Source organism: Arthrobacter sp. N199823 (assembly GCF_002929705.1).
GTDB lineage: Bacteria > Actinomycetota > Actinomycetes > Actinomycetales > Micrococcaceae > Specibacter.
Window position 1 is genome coordinate 37,454 of the sequence record NZ_PJIN01000008.1, and the last position, 18,085, is coordinate 55,538.

An 18,085-nucleotide genomic window follows, 5' to 3' on the forward strand; every position below is an offset into this window, starting at 1 on the left:
CCGCCTCAGTGGAAGCACGAGCGGAGGAGAGAGTTAGTCCTTGAGTCGCGCCGTGGTGCCGAAGAGCGGCTCGCACTCAAGCTCAACGATGATGGGCGCAGTATTCTGGAGCTGCAGTGGGCGGGCGCCAGAAACGTGGTCGATCAGCGCGTCCTGTGAGGCGATCGTCAGCTCGCGCACGGGCCAACGGACCGTGGTGAGCCTGTGGCTGATCTGGGCGCCGTTGTCGAAGCCGCCGAAGCCCACCACAGAATAGTCCTCCGGCACGCGCAGGCCGTCCTCGTTCAGTGCGTGGAGCACGCCGAACGCCAGATAGTCGTCCGCGCAGAAAATGGTGCGAACCCGGGGCAGTTCGTTCCGGATTTGGCGCATGGACTTCGCGCCCGCATCGGCCAGCCAGGACTCGGCCTCAACCACATGGACAAAGCCGTCAAACATGCGCAGGGCAACACCAAGTCGTTCGGGCTTGTGTCCGGGGCCCAGCACAATGGCAACTTCCTCATTCCGGGCCAGGTCCAGTTTTCCTAACACGGCCTCCACGCCGCCCGTCTGGCGGATCATGGCATGGCCAACGCCCGGCGGGTGCATGGCCGGGGTGCCGAAGGACATCCATACCACCGGCACCTCCATTTGGTGCAGCCGGTGTCCGGCAATCGCGTTGCGGGGCGACATTTCACTGACCACGCCGGCCAGGTCCACGTCCGCCAGGACGCGTTCCACGTAGGTGATGTCCTCGCCCTCGCCGCCGGGGTCCGCAAACGGCATGACCAGGTATTGGCGCTCTTGCGAGCGCGCAATGGCGGCAGTCACCACGTCGTGGAGGATCGGCACAAAGACATTCGGCGGCAGCGGGCCCAGCATCAGGCCCATGGTGCGCGATGCGCGGCCACGCAGGCTGCGCGCCGATGCCTGCGGCACATAGCCAAGTTCGGCGGCGGCGGCCTTGACGCGCCTGACCGTTTCGGGCGCAATGCGCAGCGACTTGGCGCGGTCGTTGAGGATGTTTGACACGGTGGACGGTGCAACGCCGGCCCGCTTGGCAACATCGGCACGTAAGGCTCTAACCATGGGACTTAGTTTTGCACAAATCCCGCCAGCAAGAACAATCGACAGCAAACTCGTGATAGTTATAAGATTCATCTGACTACGAAAGGGAGCCAATATGGCGGAAATTGACGGGCCGGCCCGCATCAGCCCCGGATCCGGGCACCGGGTGCCGGCACGAAGTGCAATAGCGACGGATGCTTGCATCCTGGACCTCTCCGGCCGGTGGGACTTCCGCTGGTCTGAAACCGCCTGCGCCCCGGTGGACTTCCTTGGCCCCGGCGCGCTGGCGTCCGAACAGTGGAGGGGCATCGACCTGCCGGCGCACTGGGTCATGCCGGGGGAGCCCGGAACGGACAGGCCCATCTACACCAACGTGGTGTATCCGTTCCCCGTCGATCCGCCGAACGTACCCGATGAGAATCCCACGGGCGACCACCGCCTGGTGTTCACGCTGCCCGGGGACTGGCCCATGACCGGTGCCACCCACCTTCGCACCGACGGCATCGAGTCCTGGGCCCGCATCTGGCTCAACGGCCAGGAAGTCGGCACCCGCTCGGGGTCGCGCCTGGTCCAGGACTTCGACGTCACCGCCATGCTGCGCCCCGGGAGCAACGTGTTGGCCATCCGCGTGACGAAATGGTCCGCCGGCTCCTACCTCGAGGACCAGGACCAATGGTGGCTGCCCGGCATTTTCAGGCCCGTCACCCTGCGCCACCGCCCGGCCGGAGGGCTGGCCGACGTGTGGCTGCGCGCCAACTATGCCAACGGCACAGGACGACTGGATCCGGAGATCACCGCGGACGACGGCGCCTGGCCGCTCACACTGGACATCCCGGCCTTGGGCGTGAGCCGGCGCTGGGAGACGCGTGCCGACGTCGGGCCCTTTTCCGTGGGCGCCGTGCGGCCTTGGTCTGCGGAAGAACCGCAGCTGTATGCGGCAACCGTGCGCTCGGCCGGTGAGACCGTGTCGCTGGCGGTGGGCTTTCGCAGCGTCGAAGTGCGCGGGGGAGTGCTCATGGTCAACGGCGAGTCCATCAAGCTCCGCGGCGTCAACCGGCATGAATTCGATGCCCAGGCTGGGCGGGTATTCAACGAGGACGCCGCCCGGGCGGAACTGCAGGCGATGAAGGCCGCCAACATCGACGCCGTCCGCACCGCCCACCAGCCCCCGCACCCGCGCTGGCTGGACCTGGCCGATGAACTCGGCGTGTGGGTCATGCTCGAATGCGACGTGGAAACCCATGGTTTTGAGGAATTCGGGTGGCAGGGGAACCCCGTGGACGATCCAGCGTGGCACGAAGTGCTCATGGACCGCATCGAACGGACGGTGGAACGCGACAAGCACCACCCCTCGGTGATCATCTGGTCCCTGGGTAACGAGTGCGGCGACGGGGCCAACCTCGCAGCGATGGCCGAATGGGTGCACCGCAGGGATCCCGGGCGTCCGGTCCATTACGAGGGTGACCGCCGCGGCGCCTACACGGACATTTACTCGCGCATGTACCCGGCCCTGGAGGAAATTCGAGCCTGGCAGGGGAGCGGCCCGGAGATTGCCGTGGCCCACCACCCCGCGTCGCGCGTCAGCGCGGAGGACGCTGCCCGGGTGCGGAGCATGCCGTACCTCTTGGTGGAATACCTCCACGCCATGGGCACCGGCGCCGGAGGTGCCCACGATTACGCAAACATCATCGAGGCCGACGAGCGCATGGCCGGCGGATTTGTCTGGGAGTGGAAGGACCACGCCATCGCCGTGCCGCAGCCGGACGGCTCGGTTCGGCTCGCTTATGGCGGGGACTTCGGAGAGGTCCTCCACGACGGCAACTTCGTCTGCGACGGGCTGGTCCTGGCCGATGGCACCGCCACCCCTGGACTACTGGACTGGAGCGAAACCATCGCCCCCGTGCGGGCCCGCTGGTACCAGGAGGGGCCGGAACTGGCGATCTTGGTTGAGTCGCTTCGCCGGTTTGCCTCCACCCGCGGGCTCAGGCTGGTCTGGACCTTCGAGGTCGACGGCGTCCCCACCGCCAGCGGGACCGTGATTCTCGGTGCCGGGCCGCGTTCTGTGGAGTCCGTGCCGGTCCCGGCCGAGCTCCGGGATGCCCTGGCCGGCCCCTACTCCCCAGCCAGCGAAACCTGGCTGACACTGCGCATTGAACTCGAGGAGCCAACGGCATGGGCCGGGGCCGGGCACTGCATCAGCCGGCGCCAATACGCCGTTGAGGTGCCGCGAACCCCGGACGGGGAAGAACTGGCTCCCCAGCCTCTGACCGCCGTGCCAACAGCCCTGCGAGGCGGCGGCTGGGTGCTGGGGGTTGCCTCATTCAACTCCCATGGCCAGCTGACTGCCGTCGGCTCCCAGGAGGTGACCGATCACGGCCTGTCCCTGTGGCGCACGCCCACGGACAACGATAACGGCCATGGCGCCCTTGACTACGAGGCCGCCGACCCGCGCCTCACCCTGGGAGCCGGCGGCGGACGGCGGGGGCCGTCGTCGGCCGACAGGTGGCGCAAGGCCGGACTGGACCGACTGGAGCGGCGGACCGTCAGTGTTGCCGCCGGCTGCGGCGGGCTGGACGTTGTCACTCGCACCTCGCCGGCTGGTGCCATGCACGGGGTGGAAACCCGCTGGGAATGGACGGCCGACGCCGGGGGTGTGTCCTGTGCCCTCACGCTTACGCCGTATGGCGACTGGCCTGGCACCTGGCCGCGCGTGGGATACCACCTGGACCTGGCCGGCGTTGATGCGCCCGTTCGCTGGTTTGGGCTGGGGCCCGGCGAGAGCTGGCCGGACATGTTCTCCGCCGTCCGCGTTGGTGAGTTCCAGAGCCGGACCATGGAGCTGGACACGCCCTATTTGCGCCCGCAGGCCTCCGGTCACCGCAGCGACGTGCGCTGGTTCGACGTCGGTTGCCCCCAGAAGGGAGGCGTGCGCGTGGAACGGCTTGCCGGAGACATGGGGTTCAGCATTTCGCCCTGGAGCCCGGAGGAGGCTGACGTCTGCCACCGGCACGAATTGCCGGCTCCCACGGCGACCCATGTCCACATCGACTTGGCACACCACGGGTCGGCAGCCGCGCCTGCGGGCCCGATGTGCGCCCCGAGCACCAGCTTTGGCCTCGGGACATGGCTGCAACTTTTCGAATTTCTGAAATTTATGCAGAAAAGGGGGTTGCAAACACGAGATAGCTAGGTCAGAATGTATCTTGCCTCACTTTTTCAACTTGCTACTACTCCCAGGAGTCATTCCATGCCAATCTTCAACCGTCGCCGCTCCGCCCTGGGTGCGGCCACCGTTCTCGCGGTTAGCCTAGCCGTCACAGGCTGCGGCCTTGGAGGTTCCACCGCATCCGGTCCGGAGGGCAATGGTGCCCCCAAGCCCCAGTTGGATTGCGACGTTCCTGCCCAGAACCTCAGCGCCGACAAGGTCGACATGTCCAAGCCGACTGGCGAGATCCGCTTCGCAACCCAGGGCCTGAAGAAGGACTTCGGCAGCTTCTTTGATCCGTTGATCAAAAAGTTCGAGGACGCCCACCCCGGCACCAAGATCAACTGGGAAGACACCCCCAGTGCCGACGACTTCGATTCGCGGATGGTCACCGACGCCCGCACCTGCGTCATGGCAGATGTGATCAACGTGCCTTCCTCGACCATCATGGCCCTCACCCAGGCCAACCTGCTGGTGGACTTTGACAACAAGATCCCCGGCATCGGCGATCGCTTCATCCCCGGCATCTGGAAGGACGCAGGCCTCGGCCCCAACAAGCACCACACCGCACTGCCGTGGTACTGGGCCCCGTCCGTCGTGACCTACAACAAGGACCTCATGAAGGAAGCCGGACTGGACCCGGCGAAGCCGCCGGCAACCGTCCAGGAACTGCAGGCACAGTCACTCAACGCCGCCGAGAACTCGGGCGGCAAGATCCAATCAATGTGGGGAAACACCGCATGGTCCTTCGTTGACCAGTGGCTCAACTCGGGTGTGAAGGTCATGAACGACGACAAGACCGAGTTCACCTTCGCCGACGACGCCGGTGCCCAGGAATGGCTGTCCAACATGGCCAAGCTGTACGCAGCCGGGGCCATTCCGAAGGACTCCGTCACGGGCAAACCGGACCCTGGACAGGCCTACAACGAAGGCGGGCTCATCTTCGGCTCACCTAACCCCTCCTTCCTGCGCAACGTGAAGAAGAACGCCCCGGACCTTTACCCCAAGACCGGTGTATCGGCCACCTTGCGGGATCCGAAGATCGGTGCCAACTTCAACGGCCAGTTCATCTCCGTGGCCGTGAGCACCAAGAACCTCCCGCTTGCCGCTGCATGGGCCGACTACATCACGAGCGCCGAAAGCGAGCTGGGCTGGGTGAAGGACCCCAACGTGGTCATCTTCCCCACCGTCACCTCGGTGCTGGATGATCCCTTCTACACGCAGCAGGACGTCAACGACCCGCTCGGCCTGGCACGTTCCGTGGCAGCCGAATCGGCCAAGTCCGGTGTTGCCAACATTGAGAATTTCATCATCTCGGGCAAAATCCAGAAGGTTATTCTCCAGGGCATCCAGCTGGGCACCACGGGCCAGAAAACGCCCCAGGACGCACTGAAAGACGCTCAGACTGAGGTCAACAAGCTGTTCAAAGCCAGCCAGTCGTGACAAGAGTCGAATATCGTGAACGTGTACGGGCCCAAGTCGGAGTGAAAGTTAACACCAAGGCGGCGGCCCGTGCACGGCGCGGACAAGTTCTCAACGGGGCGGCACGCTTCCGCAAGTGGTGGGTGCCGTGGCTTTGGATGGCCCTGCCGCTCGGAGCCGTCCTGGCGTTCTACATCTTTCCCTTCGGCAACACCGTCCTGCTCTCGCTGACCAACGCCAAGCCGCTCGGCGGCGGAACGTTCGTGGGGCTGGAGAACTACATCAGCCTCGCCACGGACCAGACATTCCTCAACGCACTGCTGAACTCACTGCTCTACGTTGTCTGTGTTGTTCCGCTCATGACCTTCATTCCGCTGCTACTGGCCTGCCTGGTCAGGGACAAGATCCCCGGCATCGGCCTGTTCCGGTCGCTGTATTACCTGCCAGCAATCTCCTCGGTCGTCGTCGTTTCTCTCTCGTGGTCCTTCCTTCTGAAGGACAACGGCATTGTCAACGAAGCACTGACCGGCATGGGGCTGCTCAAGGAGTCCGTCCCGTTCCTCACGGACCGCTGGCTGCTGCTGGGCAGCGCCATGGTACTGACACTGTGGAAGGGCCTGCCCTACTACATGATCTTGTATTTGTCAGCCTTGGCGAATGTGGACAAGAGCCAGTACGAGGCCGCGGAAATGGACGGCGCCAACGCCGTCCAGCGCTTCTGGGGCGTCACCGTCCCGGGCGTGCGCATCATGATGTACCTGGTGGCAGTGCTCTCGGCCATTGGTTCCATGAAGGTCTTCACCGAGGTGTACCTCCTCTCCAACGGCACCGGCGGCATCGCCGGTGAATCCTCCACCCTGGCCATGTACATCCGCGACGTGGGTGTTGCTGACAGCACCTACGGCTCCCTTGGCATGGCCAGCGCTGCATCCGTTGTCTTGTTCGTCCTCACCCTAGGGTTGATGGTGGCAAGCCGCCGACTAAATCGAAAGGTTGAAGAACAGTGAGTTTCCCTTTAATCCTCAGCCGCAGAAAAACCCGGCGCCTTGCCCTCCAATACGTAATCCTCGTCGCGGTCCTGATCCTCATGGTGGGGCGCCTACTGGCGCCCCTCATGGCTGCGTTCAAGGGGGCGGGGGAGCCGCTGTTCGGCCCGCAGGCCTCCATCCTGCCGAGCCAGCCGAGCCTCTCGGCGTTCCAAGAGCTCGTCACCAAAACCCCCATCGTGTCCTCCATTTCCAACAGCCTGATAGTCTGCGCCCTGTCCGTGGCCAGCCATATTGTGCTGGCCACCCTGGGCGGGTACATGCTCTCCCGAAAGGGCTGGAGTGGGCGGACCATCTCTTTCCTGATCATTACCTCGGCACTTATCTTTCCGTTCGAGTCGATCATGGTCTCCCTGTTCGCCCAGGTTCGCGACATGGGGCTGTATGACACGCTGCTCGGCGTATGGCTGCCGGGCATGCTGGGGCCCTTCCACGTCCTCTTGATGCGCGCAGCCTTCCTGGGCGTGCCCGAAGACATGGAGGATGCCGCGTTCCTGGACGGCGCCGGTGAGTTCCGCCGCTTCTGGAGCATCTTCCTGCCCCAAGCCAAGGGCGCCATCACCATCGTTGCCCTGACTTCGTTCATTTACGCCTGGGAAGACTACCTGTGGCCCCTGCTGGTGGTCCGCAGCAACGGCAATTTCACGATGATGCTCTCCATCGCCCAGTTGCAGTCCTCCTTCGGCTTCGACTACCGGGTGGTGCTGGCCGGAGCCCTGCTGGCACTGCTGCCTGTGGCCGTGCTCTTCTTCTTCACCCAAAAGTTCTTCTTCAAGGGCATTGAAGAAGGCGGCATGAAGTTTTGACGGTGGCGGCCCTGGGGGAGGGGCGCCACCACCGATTGACCTGTTCCATCCCGCCGGCACCAAGACCGGCACCACACCCAACGGCTGTCCATTCCGGAGCCCTGCTCCCGGGATGCACCGCCGTGCCCTGTGCACCAACTGAAAGGAACTGCGAACATGAACCCCTCATTGCGACGACGCACCCTCCTCGGCGGCATCCTCGCCGGATCCGCAGCCGTGGCGGTCGGCTCCACTGCCGTCCAGGCAGCCCCCGGAAAAGCCCACCCGGGCCCGGGATTCTGGCACAGGCCCACGCAACTGGGCACCCAGGACAGGGTGTTCCTGGAACGCGGCCTCATGCACGCCGCCTGGGTCCGGTCCGGTCGAGAGGACGGTTGGTACCCCAACGCCGGGCTGTGGAACGGCTCCGGCTTCACCACACCCCAGTTCTACAAGGAAGTGCTGGCTGTTTCGGCAAGCAAGAAACTCGAATACTCGGACGAGGTCATGCGTGGGCTGGACCAGCCCACCTGGGCCATTGCCCGCGCCCCGTTCGGCGACCACATCAACCCCGATGCCCAGCAGTATCCCGGCACCGGATTCCCGGATCCCACCGAGGAGTGGATGACGGAGAAGATGCAGGCGAACGTCCAGAACCTGTTCACCGTCTGCTTCGGCGATGAGGAACCGTACAGTGCAGACAGGGTGGATTTCTTCGCCAAGGCCTACGCTGCCCTGCGCGAGCGTTACCCGTGGATCCTGGTCCACAACAACCAGGCACTGAACCAGTACAGTGACGCACAGCTTTCCGCCTACACCCGCACGGCCAAGCCCGACCTGCTGACCTGGGACTGGTACGTCTGGCAGAAAAACCAGTTCCACTTGGGCGGGCGCCCCAATGCCCTGTTCGCCCATCTGGAACGCTACCGCCGCATCGCCCTGGCCGGGCACGACGGCACCGGCGCCTCACCCATCACCTTCGGCCAGTACACCACCGGGTTCCGGCTCCAGCCCGAACGCCCGGCGGATGACACCGCCAACCTCACCCGGTTCAAGCGGCGCCTGCACCTGTCCGAGTCCCAGCTGAACCTTGTCCCGTTCACCACCTGGGCCGCGGGTGGAAAGTGGCTCTCCCTGTTCCGCTGGGAGCTCACCGACGACTACACCGATCCGGTCAGCGGCAACACGTGGGAGACGGACGGGCTGTTCCTCACCGACGGTGCGCAGAATCCCTACCCCGCCTACCACCACTATGCACGCATCAACCACAACATGCGCTCCATCTCGCCCTATTTGACCCGCCTCCGCTCACAGTCGATCGGGCGCGTTGCGGGCCAGGACGCCACGGGCAAGGCACTGTCCGCCTTGGCCGGAATTGCACCGTGGGCGCCCGGCACGGACGCCGGTTCAGGCCTGGTCGGCGCATCGGTGAAGAACCTTGGAGCGGCCAACGGCGGCCAACCGGGTGATATCTTCATCGGCACCTTCCGTCAAATTCCCGGCCTGTCAGACGGGGAAAACCGCGCAGTCCTGCCGGACCGGACCAATGCCAGCGCCTTCATGCTGGTCAACGCCATGGCCTATGCCCTGGATGACTACACCGATCCCTTCAGCCAAGGCGGCAGCGGCGCAGAGCTGCGCCAGCGCCTCACCGTGGAGGTGGCACCGGCATCCGTGGCAGGACGAACCAACGCCATTCTCTACCGGGTTGACCCGGCCACAGGCGGTCTCGTAGAGGTCGCCCTGGTGAACGACGGCGGCAAGCTCACCTTCGCCGTGGATCTCGACGGCGGCGCCGGCGAGCTGTTCATTTGGGGCTGAGTGCCGTCACTGGCGCCGGCCTCGCCCTGCCAGTCCACGGACAGGGGCCCGGCATGTTGACGGGCCTGCAGCTGGAAATTGCGGTCACGGGCGCGGACGACGCCGGCATTGCCGCCGAGGAGGGGGCAGACCGGATTGAGCTCTGCAGCGCCTTGGAGCTGGGCGGCATCACACCCACACAAGGGCTGATGGAGGCGGCATGTGAAACCGTCGCCGGCAGGCTCGGGGTGCATCCGCTGATCCGCTGCCGGCCGGGCAGCTTCAGCTACACGCCCTCCGAGGTGGACACCATGGCCAGGGACATCCGCCACCTGGTGCGCCAAGGCGCCCGCGGAGTGGTGGTGGGAGCCCTGGCCGCAGACGGCGGCATCGACCTGGCGGCCGCCAGGAAGTGGATGGAGGCCGCCAGAGAGGTGGACGGGGCGGTGCAGCTGACCTTTCACCGCGCGATCGACAGCGGCCGCGACGTGCTGGAGGCCGTTGATGCCCTGGTGGAACTGGGGTTTGACGGCGTCCTGAGCTCCGGCGGTGCACCCACGGTTGCCGAAGGTGCGTCGGTGCTCCGGCGCATGGTGGCTAGGACTGCCGGTTCGCTGGAGGTCATGGCCGGTGGCGGGCTGACGGTTTCTGACATAGCCGCGGCCCGCAGCTGGGGCGTCGCGGCCGTTCACCTCTCGGCCAAGCGCATGGTCCAGGCCCGCTGCCTCGAAGGCCGACCGCGCGTTTCAGGCAGCGGCGAACCGGCCCTGCACATGGTGGTAGACCGCTCCGTCGTCGCCTCCGCCAGGGCCGCCAGCCTGGCGTAAACGGATTGCACCATCCCCTCAACGGAGCCGGACAGCTTTGTTGAGGGGATTGTGCGAATCCGGTCCGCCATTGTCGCCGGGGCGGCACCAGGTGGGATGCATGGACGGCGCAATGCGCAACTTGGCCAAACATATCGGTGTTGACGGCCACAGCCAGCAAGGACGGATGTCGTTATGGATCGTTTTGTTCGTATTGGCTTTGTGATTAAAGGCCTCGAATGGCTGGCTGTCATTGGCATCGTCGTGTTTGTGGCAACAGCTGCCGTGGGCTGGTTCCGAAACCGCGGCAGAATCAGGGGCTGGCTCCACCCACTGGTTCGCCTGGGAAATCCGGACGGTCTTTTTGTTACACCGGCTTTTCCGTCACAGTCCAATTTCCCTGTTCAGCAATGGTGGGCACGGCGTCGGCGAAGTCGCTCGGCGTTCCAGGGACGGCCCGGTGGGTGCGTTTGAGGCTGTGCCGGTCTTCGGCGTGTTAACGCCCTTGGCGTGCCGACTGTCGTTCTGCGGCAGAACTTTCCCAGCAGCTTGTGCACAAGGGTGCCGGTTTGGTCCCTGACGGAATCTTATATGGCTTAGACAGACGCCTGCACCGAGCCCTGGTTTCACAGGCGGGCGCAGGATTTCTTCAAGTTCTCCCAGTGGGCACGCCCGGCACGCACTCCCGGAACGTATCCGACGGTCATCCGGCCCGAAACGTCAATTTTGCCTTTTTTACGCGGTGCTATGTTAGGTAAGGCTTGAAAATCCGAAGTGAATTTCGGCGGAGAATGCGCCGAGGGTTGCTGGCTGGTCCACGATGACAAGGATCTTTCCTTTGGTGCGCAGGTCCGCGTATACCTCGGTGATCTTCGCTTCGTCATTGGGCAGGAATCTGTTCCAGACTTTCGTGCGGTCCCTGGTGACGGCGCAGGCGCAGTGGTCGGTTTTCCAACGTCCAGACCGAGGAAGATTCGATGTCGCTGGTGATCATTCTTAGCACTCCCTGTGAAATCGTAACTATTCAAAAGTCGGCCAACCCATTGGCAGCAAAGTCTTACATCCACGTTATGACAGGCGCCCAAAGTGCCGGCGCCGCGCCCCCAAAACAGCAATCACCCCGCTGCCATCCCGATCTCGGTGGCGACACCCCCTGTGAGTATTGGTTACACAGGGGCAAGACACCAAGCCGACGCTGGACGGCCAACAGTCCCCATGATCCTCTTCTCAGGGACTAGCAAGAAGATAACGGTGGGTGCGGAGCCGGGCCTGATCCTGACGCCATCCAACTGGTCAGTTTTGGACGACTATTTGCGCGTGGAGGGGATCTCATCTGAACCCCGAATTGGGGTGTTGACAGTGTCAATACTTTTCTAATCGGACTGGCCCGTATTGGCGAGGTGGCTTGCGAGTTCCCTGTGTTTCCGTGGGTATAAATCATTTTCGAATCCCACCTTTATTTAACGAAGAATCTACAGGCAAACTTGACCGGTCGATCCCCTGAAGAGTCTTCTTATTCGGCGCCCAGATACTCCGACTACCCAGGTCCCGATTTAGCGGTTTGTCATTGGCGGCTCCCTATTGTCTGTTCGGTGAAATTTCCCTTGCACCTAGTTCATGGTCCGCCGAAGGCCTAAGTACATGACCTCGGGTGGCAACCAGCCCAAATTACGAAGGTTTCTTCTGCATGCGGCTGTGCTGGTGATCAACGCCTGCGATTCCAGACTGCGCCACCACGGCCCGGAAGATTATGGGCAATCGTCTTGTGGTCATAAGGGCCGTCTCTCTACCTGCGGGCACCAACAAACGGCACTGTAGTTTCCAGAGGCTGGTGGGCAGAAACTCATGGCTCGCCCAAGGTGTGAAGTATGTCGAGGATTTGCGACGTTCATGCTGGAGGATCTGCCCAAGCTGTCGACTAAACCTTGGGCAGACCCGCTGGCGGCACCGGAACGATTCTGCGTTGGCGCCGCCAGCCGAGTGAGAACGGGATGTCAGGCTGTGGGGTGGCTTGCTTCGGCGACCAATGCAGTATCGACGAACTGTTCGAACCGGACAATGAGTCCTCCCCGAACGATGAAGTGATGGGCTACCCTCACGTTCAGAGGCTTTCCGGTGGCCCGATGGGTGGCTGTGTATCTAGCCAGAACCACCACGTTTTCACCGTCGACGACGTAGCTATCGTCGTGCGCGGCCCAGCCTTCCCAGTCCTTGCCCAGGACTTCCATGACATTGGAAGTTACTCCAGTTGGGGTCCGGTAGGTTCCAGCAAGCGGGAAGCCTGCCATTTCGGTCCACTCGACGTCCGGGGCCATCGTGGCACGGAGTGCTTCAAGGTCTCCCGCGGCGGAGGCAAGGTACTGCCGCCGGACGACGTCGCGTGGTGCTGTTGAAAGTGCGGGTTCAGTGGCGTTGGTTAGCCCCATGTCATTTCTCCCTTTGCGACCTTTGGTCCGATTTGTGCGGCAATGAGCATCCCAGAATTTGGGTAGCTTTCGATCAGTGCGGTCGTGGCGGCAGCGCCGTCGGCGGAGCGGGTAATAATACTCTCGAATTCCTTGAGGTAGGCCCGCGTGTAGTCAATACCGGATGCGTCATTGGCCGTCCCGGGCAAGCGGTGCCCGGCAATGACGAGCTCCGGATTTAGAGCCTGCATTTGATCCAGCAGGTCAATCCATGCCTGACGCTGTTCCGAAGTGGCTGTGTCCGCTGTCCATACGTGCTCGTTGTGAAAAACCAGAACGCCGCCTAGGACTGCCTTGTAGTCGGCATTGTAGAGGTAGTGCCGGTCGGGAAGGATTTCTGAGCCGCCACGGAGTTCAAAGACGTAACCGTCGATCTCTAGGGCCTCTGACGTCAGAGGCTTGATCGCTGGCAGACGTGTGGGAAGGTTTGCGCCTAATGCCGCCCATGCCTGCAGCTTGCCCTGGTAACTAGCTTCTATGTGCTCAATCACGATGGGCGTTGCCAAGATCGTGGCCGCCGGGAACGCATCCGCAATGACTTCCAGGCCGAAGTAGTAATCAGGATCGGCATGGCTGACGAAGACTGTTTCCAATTCTTTGCCTGAGTCAAGAATGGCCGCTACAAGTCGGTGGCCGTCGGCGCGGGTAAATCCGGCATCGACAAGCAAGGCTTTGGTGGGGCCGGTGATCAATGTTGCTGACTTGTTGGGTGAACCTGCAGGGAAGTCGAGGTCGAAGACCTCAAAATTCAGTGACATGCGGTGAACCTTTCTCGGATGAACCCGGAAACCCGGGATTGAGTCGCATGTTGCGCGCTCATTCAATTCCAACAATAGCTGACTAGTCAGGTATTCCCAGGGTTCGTTGCACACCTGATCATGGCATGTTCGGCAGCTCTTGCGCAGCGTTTTTGCTGACCTTTTTCAAGGCGGAACCAAGCACTTTCGCCTCCGTCGGAGTGAGAAGATTCAGCATGTATTTTTCGATATTCTCTGCGTGACGCGTACTGGCGCGGAGCAACACGCCTTCACCATGGTCGGTGAGTCGAATCAGTTGAATGCGGGCATCAGAGATTGAATTTTGCCGGTCAACTAGTCCTAGGGCCGTAGCCCGCTGCACCAGTCGAGTGGCGCCACCGGAGGTGAGGACTCTCGCCTGGGCGATGTCCCGCACCGGTAGCCCTTCGTCTCCTGCCCTTGCAGCCAGAAGGAGGAGCTCAAAGATGGAGTGACTGATGCCGAACCCTTGCTCCAAATCGCGACCAAGAAGATATTCGAGCCGATTCGCTGCGCCAAGAAGACGCCCAAATACCAGGACTCGAGGATCATTGGAGGCCTCTTGACCGGACTTGAATTCCATAGCATTGTTCACAAACTAACCATACGCGAGCCAGAAAACGGTCAAGACGGCGGGCTGCGCATTCACAGATCAGGCGGACAACCTCGATCACGCTAAACCCCTTGATTGCGTGGCTCAAGCGTGCCTTAGTTGCTGCTTTGCCAAGTCCGTGGGGGCCCACTGTCAAGCTGCCTGTTGACAGTGTGAAAACTTTTCCTGCCGGACTGCGTGGTCCAGGGCCATATTGGCGAGTTGGATTACGGGTTCTACTCGTTTACGTGGGTCTAAATCACTTTCGAATCCCACCCAGCACACACATGCTCGAAAGCCCCCTGGAGCAAGGGGATTTTCGTGTCTAAAACATGACTTTCAGGTTCTCCAGAATATTTATGATCCCAGAGCGTGTCTCTTCAATGGCAGCGCCAAACAGCGCCGAGTACCGGGTCAGTGACGTTGAGACTTAACTGCACTTTGGTGGCCACAAGTCGGCAGAATTCAGTGGCCGCGTACGGCGAGAGGCCCATGGGCCGTGAGGCTGTAGCGCGTTTGTGCGTGATCCGGAAAACCAGGAGATGGCAGGTCCACGTTCGGCTGAGGGGCTGAATTCAGAGCGGGCCTTCCTTTAGTAGCGTCTCGGCTAAGACCCGTGAATGAGATGTTGGATGGCTTCCAACAGTTCGTTGTCTGTGTTCTCGGACCGAAGGCCGGCAAAACCGGCGCTCACGATAGCTGCCCCTTCGAAAAGAGCAACAACAGCGTTTGCCTTCGCTTGGCGTGCGCCGGCTGCCAATCCTGGTTGCGCACGGTTGACGATGACTTCGACGCACGCCGCGTAGTCGGCGTAGAAATCTCGGAGCACAGTAGCAATTTCCGCGTCCGAGGCTGCCATCGCCCAGATTTCAACGTACAAACGCACAGTGGTGGGGTCATTTTGCTGTTGCATCAACGACGCTACAACCATGGCGGTTTCCACGCGGGAGATTGGAACAACATCATCAACCTCAAGGTCGATCCCCGTCGTTTCTCGCATCCAGGCCAGGGATCGTTGAAGTACGCGTTCCAGTACGGCCTGCATGAGATCCGAACGGGTAGGAAAGTAATGTTGCAAATGGCCAATGCGAACGTTAGATGCCGCCGCGAAATTGCGCATCGTGGCGTTGGCATTGCCCGACGTGACGAGCACCTGCTCCGCAGCATCGAGGAGAGCAATCCTTCTCAACTCACCTTTTGTCGATGTCATAGGGTTTCCACCATTACCTTGTTGGACTGTATTTCAGCTAGGGCGGCGGCCATGTTTGGTTGGGATTCTGGGAACATCACGCCCACCGCGGCCCCAGTAGCCAGGACTTGTTGGAGTCCAAGATACCCGCCCAGTGCTGTGAGGTGGGCTTGGCCGGCAGGATCGGTGATCACGGCCGAGCGGGTTCCTTCAGCACCGCGCGCGTCGATCCGGATGATGGCGCTCCCTCCTTGCCCGGGGGAGTAAAGAAGTGAACGCCGTAGGCCGGTCCACCGTTCGCCGCGCCCCCAGCGGAAGAAACCTAGAGCCTTGGCGGCGAGCAAGGCAGTGGTTGAGGCGTTGGAACTAAAACCGATTCGGGTCGCCACGGATTCCACCCCCAAAGTGAGGGGCAGCGTGAGTTGCTCAGGTGTATCCAGCCGGGCCACCTTTGTACGGTGCCCGCCGATGTCTACCCACTTGGCATCGGAGAGCGGGCTGACTGTTGCCAACGTGCCATCACGGCGCACCTCGTAGTCTTGGCCCAGGCGGTCCATGAAGTCCACTGAGTCGACCCCAGCCCGGTCATTGACGTCGTACCTGATAGCAATTTCAACACTTTGTGCGCCGCCCATCTCCTGGCTGAGGGATGCTGCCGCAATATTCACGATGCCGCCCATCCAGCCTGATGACAGGAGGACGGGCGCCGTCGGCTGGAGCAGGTTTGCCAACGTGGCGGCCCGCAGCATTCGACTCGTCCAGCGGGTCAGATCCACATAGGGGATTCCTGCGCTTACCGCAGCGCGTAAAACCCGATCTTCGGGGTCATTGACGGTGCTGACAATAGCCCTAGCTGTGGCGGAAAACGGCTCTGGATCGTTCAGATGCCAGCGACGGACGGTAGCTCCAAGCTCGGAGGCCAGCGTTTGTCCTTTTGATGGGTTCCGACCGGCAAGCAGCAGCGGCCACGAGGGTGCGCAGAGCCGCGCGAGTTCGCTGCCCACGGTGCCGTAGCCGCCGACAATGAGGATGGGGCCGGTGGGTGAGTGCTGCAGATGATCTGTCATACAATCAATTTAGGTCATTTGACCTATTAAGTCGAATTGGATATCCCAGTCCTCGAAACAAGCGGCGGCCCGACAAGTCGTCAGGAACGAACGTCAGAGCCGCCGCGTGAGCCTCTCGTCGCTAATGGGCAGCGCCTGGGAATCCATTAGCTATGAATCAGTCATGCCCAAAGATTCTGGGGAACTGTGGCAGGCATGCGGCACCCGGACCGGGGGTACCGCCGTCGTCAGCCAACTTGCTGCGCGGCCAAGCGGACCTCGCCCAGCACGCGGGCACTCGTCCTCGCCAGTGCTCGGCGAGAGAGCAAGCGAGTGCTGAGAGCGGTGAAGTGGTTGATCCGGCCTGAGACGATGCTCGGGCGACCGTTTGCCTTGTCCAGTTCCTGGAACGTCGCATCGATCACCTGCGAGGGTGTCTGTTGCACTCCGACGGATGCCTCATTAGTGCCGACGACATCAAAGAACTCCGTTTTTGTCGACCCGGGACTCACGGCGAGCACGCGAAGCCCTGTGCCCCGGGCCTCGGCCCAGAGCGCCTCGGTGAAACTCAGTACGAACGCCTTGGTCGCGCCGTAAACGGCCATGCCGGGAGTCGGTTGGTACGCTGCGGTGCTCGCCACCATGATGAGCGCACCTGGGCCCTGAAGCAATTGAGGCATGAAAGCCCGGGAAAGCTCGACGACGGCGCCCATGTTGAGCTGCATCTCGCCGGCCATGCGTTCCGGGTCTGCCTGGTCGAACGCGCCGTGGCTCGCGAAGCCGGCATTGTTGATCAGCGAGGTGATCCGTATTTGGCGGCGCTCCAGCTCGTTGCGCAAGGCGATCGCGGCGCCAGAAACTCCGAGGTCGGTAGGAAGCACCTCGATGTGCACGTTCGTCGCGGCGCGCAGTTCGGATGCGAGTTCCTCAAGCCTTTCGGCTCGGCGGGCGACGAGCACCAGGTTCGATCCGCGCGCTGCGAACCGCCTGGCAAATTCGACGCCGAGACCTGAGCTTGCGCCGGTGATCAGTGTGGTTCCGCCGCTAAGGTCAAGCTTCATATTGGATTCCTTCGGTTGAAACGGGCAATGTTGTCAGTGACATCATTCTGCAGGGACTCATCTTTGTTGTCAATGTCAACATCGCGGTAGGATCATCAGGTGCCCATTCACTCTTATCATCACGGCGATCTCCGCCGCACCCTATTGGAAGCGGCTGCGTCCAGCATCGAGATCAACGGTGTAGACGCGCTCTCGTTACGGCAGCTAGCCCGCGATGCCGGCGTGAGCCATGCTGCCCCGAGTCGACACTTCCGAGACAAACAAGCACTTCTGGATGCATTGGCGGAGGATGGGTTCAACCGTTTGGCTGCATCCCTCGAGGAGGCAACCCAAGGTGCGCCGACAACCTCGACGGAGGCTCGGCGGCGATTCGATGACCTCGCACGCAGCTATGTCGGGTTCGCTCTCGCCCAGCCCACGCTCCTGTCGCTCATGTTCAGCCTGAAGCACGCACCCAGCGCCCGCGTCGAGCTTCTTGCCGCAGGACACGCGTCGATGGCGCTGACGATGCGCGTCGTCGTGGCAGCTCAGGAGATTGGCGCGATCGGCCCCGGAGACCCACAGCGGATCGCACTTGTTGCCTTCGCGACCTTCCACGGTGTCGCGATACTTGCCTCTGGAGGCCTCCTTGACGAAGTGCCGGCAGCCGATCTGGTCGCGACCGCGAGCGAGCTTTTCTGGAATGGCCTCCAATCCTGACCGGCGCCGGGATGGTCACTCGAACAAGTCGGTTCACTCGCTAGGGCCAGAGTCGAAATTCATCCTCCGGAGACCCCGTTGTTTTAGCGGGTGACTTGCTACCAGGGCAGAAGCTCGGTTGTTGTCTGTCGTCAAACTAGGGTGGG

At 62.3% G+C, this 18,085-nt stretch carries 14 protein-coding genes and 1 pseudogene; 7 read left to right on the plus strand and 8 right to left on the minus strand.

Annotated features, from left to right (window positions below; genetic code table 11):
* Positions 1–33: 33 nt before the first annotated feature.
* The gene (locus CXQ93_RS15580; protein WP_181036182.1) at positions 34–1,068 is read right to left on the minus strand and encodes a LacI family DNA-binding transcriptional regulator; all 1,035 of its coding nucleotides are present in this window, start codon (positions 1,066–1,068) and stop codon (positions 34–36) included.
* 94 nt (positions 1,069–1,162) lie between these two features.
* Between CXQ93_RS15580 and CXQ93_RS15585 the strand changes: the two genes are divergently transcribed.
* The 6 genes from CXQ93_RS15585 to CXQ93_RS15610 all read left to right on the plus strand — a co-directional run bounded on the left by CXQ93_RS15585 (position 1,163) and on the right by CXQ93_RS15610 (position 10,132).
* The gene (locus CXQ93_RS15585) at positions 1,163–4,237 is read left to right on the plus strand and encodes a glycoside hydrolase family 2 TIM barrel-domain containing protein (protein WP_219817368.1); all 3,075 of its coding nucleotides are present in this window, start codon (positions 1,163–1,165) and stop codon (positions 4,235–4,237) included.
* 57 nt (positions 4,238–4,294) lie between these two features.
* Complete coding sequence (locus tag CXQ93_RS15590) at positions 4,295–5,695, plus strand: extracellular solute-binding protein (protein ID WP_181036183.1); 1,401 nt, start codon at positions 4,295–4,297, stop codon at positions 5,693–5,695.
* Positions 5,692–6,681, plus strand: a complete 990-nt coding sequence (locus CXQ93_RS15595) for a carbohydrate ABC transporter permease (RefSeq protein WP_258069053.1) — start codon at positions 5,692–5,694, stop codon at positions 6,679–6,681. Before CXQ93_RS15590 ends, CXQ93_RS15595 begins: the two co-directional genes overlap by 4 nt.
* A complete protein-coding gene (locus CXQ93_RS15600; protein WP_219817369.1) occupies positions 6,678–7,526 on the plus strand; it encodes a carbohydrate ABC transporter permease in 849 nt (282 codons plus the stop codon). The genes CXQ93_RS15595 and CXQ93_RS15600 overlap by 4 nt, the downstream gene beginning before the upstream one ends.
* A 156-nt stretch (positions 7,527–7,682) precedes the next feature.
* The gene (locus tag CXQ93_RS15605; RefSeq protein WP_104111350.1) at positions 7,683–9,326 is read left to right on the plus strand and encodes a hypothetical protein; all 1,644 of its coding nucleotides are present in this window, start codon (positions 7,683–7,685) and stop codon (positions 9,324–9,326) included.
* A gap of 53 nt (positions 9,327–9,379) precedes the next feature.
* Positions 9,380–10,132 (plus strand): copper homeostasis protein CutC, encoded by a 753-nt coding sequence (locus tag CXQ93_RS15610; protein WP_258069054.1) that lies wholly within the window; start codon positions 9,380–9,382, stop codon positions 10,130–10,132.
* A gap of 756 nt (positions 10,133–10,888) precedes the next feature.
* On the opposite strand, the pseudogene CXQ93_RS21145 reads toward CXQ93_RS15610, so the two are convergent.
* The 7 genes and pseudogenes from CXQ93_RS21145 to CXQ93_RS15645 all read right to left on the minus strand — a co-directional run.
* Positions 10,889–11,105 (minus strand): annotated as a pseudogene (locus tag CXQ93_RS21145) (transposase); the annotation flags it as partial.
* 1,000 nt (positions 11,106–12,105) lie between these two features.
* The gene (locus CXQ93_RS15620) at positions 12,106–12,537 is read right to left on the minus strand and encodes a nuclear transport factor 2 family protein (RefSeq protein WP_104111352.1); all 432 of its coding nucleotides are present in this window, start codon (positions 12,535–12,537) and stop codon (positions 12,106–12,108) included.
* Positions 12,528–13,334 (minus strand): MBL fold metallo-hydrolase, encoded by an 807-nt coding sequence (locus CXQ93_RS15625; protein ID WP_104111353.1) that lies wholly within the window; start codon positions 13,332–13,334, stop codon positions 12,528–12,530. Before CXQ93_RS15625 ends, CXQ93_RS15620 begins: the two co-directional genes overlap by 10 nt.
* A gap of 118 nt (positions 13,335–13,452) precedes the next feature.
* Entirely contained in the window at positions 13,453–13,947 is a 495-nt protein-coding gene (locus CXQ93_RS15630) for a MarR family winged helix-turn-helix transcriptional regulator (RefSeq protein ID WP_219817370.1), read from the minus strand.
* A 604-nt stretch (positions 13,948–14,551) separates the two neighbouring features.
* Positions 14,552–15,154 carry a TetR/AcrR family transcriptional regulator gene (locus CXQ93_RS15635; protein ID WP_104111355.1) on the minus strand — a complete coding sequence of 201 codons (603 nt, stop codon included), beginning with the start codon at positions 15,152–15,154 and terminating at the stop codon, positions 14,552–14,554.
* Positions 15,151–16,200, minus strand: a complete 1,050-nt coding sequence (locus tag CXQ93_RS15640) for a saccharopine dehydrogenase (protein ID WP_104111356.1) — start codon at positions 16,198–16,200, stop codon at positions 15,151–15,153. Before CXQ93_RS15640 ends, CXQ93_RS15635 begins: the two co-directional genes overlap by 4 nt.
* A gap of 227 nt (positions 16,201–16,427) precedes the next feature.
* Positions 16,428–17,240, minus strand: a complete 813-nt coding sequence (locus CXQ93_RS15645) for an SDR family oxidoreductase (protein ID WP_104111357.1) — start codon at positions 17,238–17,240, stop codon at positions 16,428–16,430.
* Between the two features lie 99 nt (positions 17,241–17,339).
* Here CXQ93_RS15645 and CXQ93_RS15650 point away from each other — a divergent pair, with 99 nt between their 5' ends.
* Positions 17,340–17,939, plus strand: a complete 600-nt coding sequence (locus CXQ93_RS15650; protein WP_104111358.1) for a TetR/AcrR family transcriptional regulator — start codon at positions 17,340–17,342, stop codon at positions 17,937–17,939.
* Positions 17,940–18,085: the final 146 nt, after the last annotated feature.

What these genes read in the sequence shown, in the direction of transcription:
- CXQ93_RS15580 (WP_181036182.1), bottom strand. Translation starts at nt 1,068, where the DNA reads ATGGTTAGAGCCTTACGTGCCGATGTTGCCAAGCGGGCCGGCGTTGCA.
- CXQ93_RS15585 (WP_219817368.1), top strand. Translation starts at nt 1,163, where the DNA reads ATGGCGGAAATTGACGGGCCGGCCCGCATCAGCCCCGGATCCGGGCAC.
- CXQ93_RS15590 (WP_181036183.1), top strand. Translation starts at nt 4,295, where the DNA reads ATGCCAATCTTCAACCGTCGCCGCTCCGCCCTGGGTGCGGCCACCGTT.
- CXQ93_RS15605 (WP_104111350.1), top strand. Translation starts at nt 7,683, where the DNA reads ATGAACCCCTCATTGCGACGACGCACCCTCCTCGGCGGCATCCTCGCC.
- CXQ93_RS15610 (WP_258069054.1), top strand. Translation starts at nt 9,380, where the DNA reads ATGTTGACGGGCCTGCAGCTGGAAATTGCGGTCACGGGCGCGGACGAC.
- CXQ93_RS15620 (WP_104111352.1), bottom strand. Translation starts at nt 12,537, where the DNA reads ATGGGGCTAACCAACGCCACTGAACCCGCACTTTCAACAGCACCACGC.
- CXQ93_RS15625 (WP_104111353.1), bottom strand. Translation starts at nt 13,334, where the DNA reads ATGTCACTGAATTTTGAGGTCTTCGACCTCGACTTCCCTGCAGGTTCA.
- CXQ93_RS15635 (WP_104111355.1), bottom strand. Translation starts at nt 15,154, where the DNA reads ATGACATCGACAAAAGGTGAGTTGAGAAGGATTGCTCTCCTCGATGCT.
- CXQ93_RS15640 (WP_104111356.1), bottom strand. Translation starts at nt 16,200, where the DNA reads ATGACAGATCATCTGCAGCACTCACCCACCGGCCCCATCCTCATTGTC.
- CXQ93_RS15645 (WP_104111357.1), bottom strand. Translation starts at nt 17,240, where the DNA reads ATGAAGCTTGACCTTAGCGGCGGAACCACACTGATCACCGGCGCAAGC.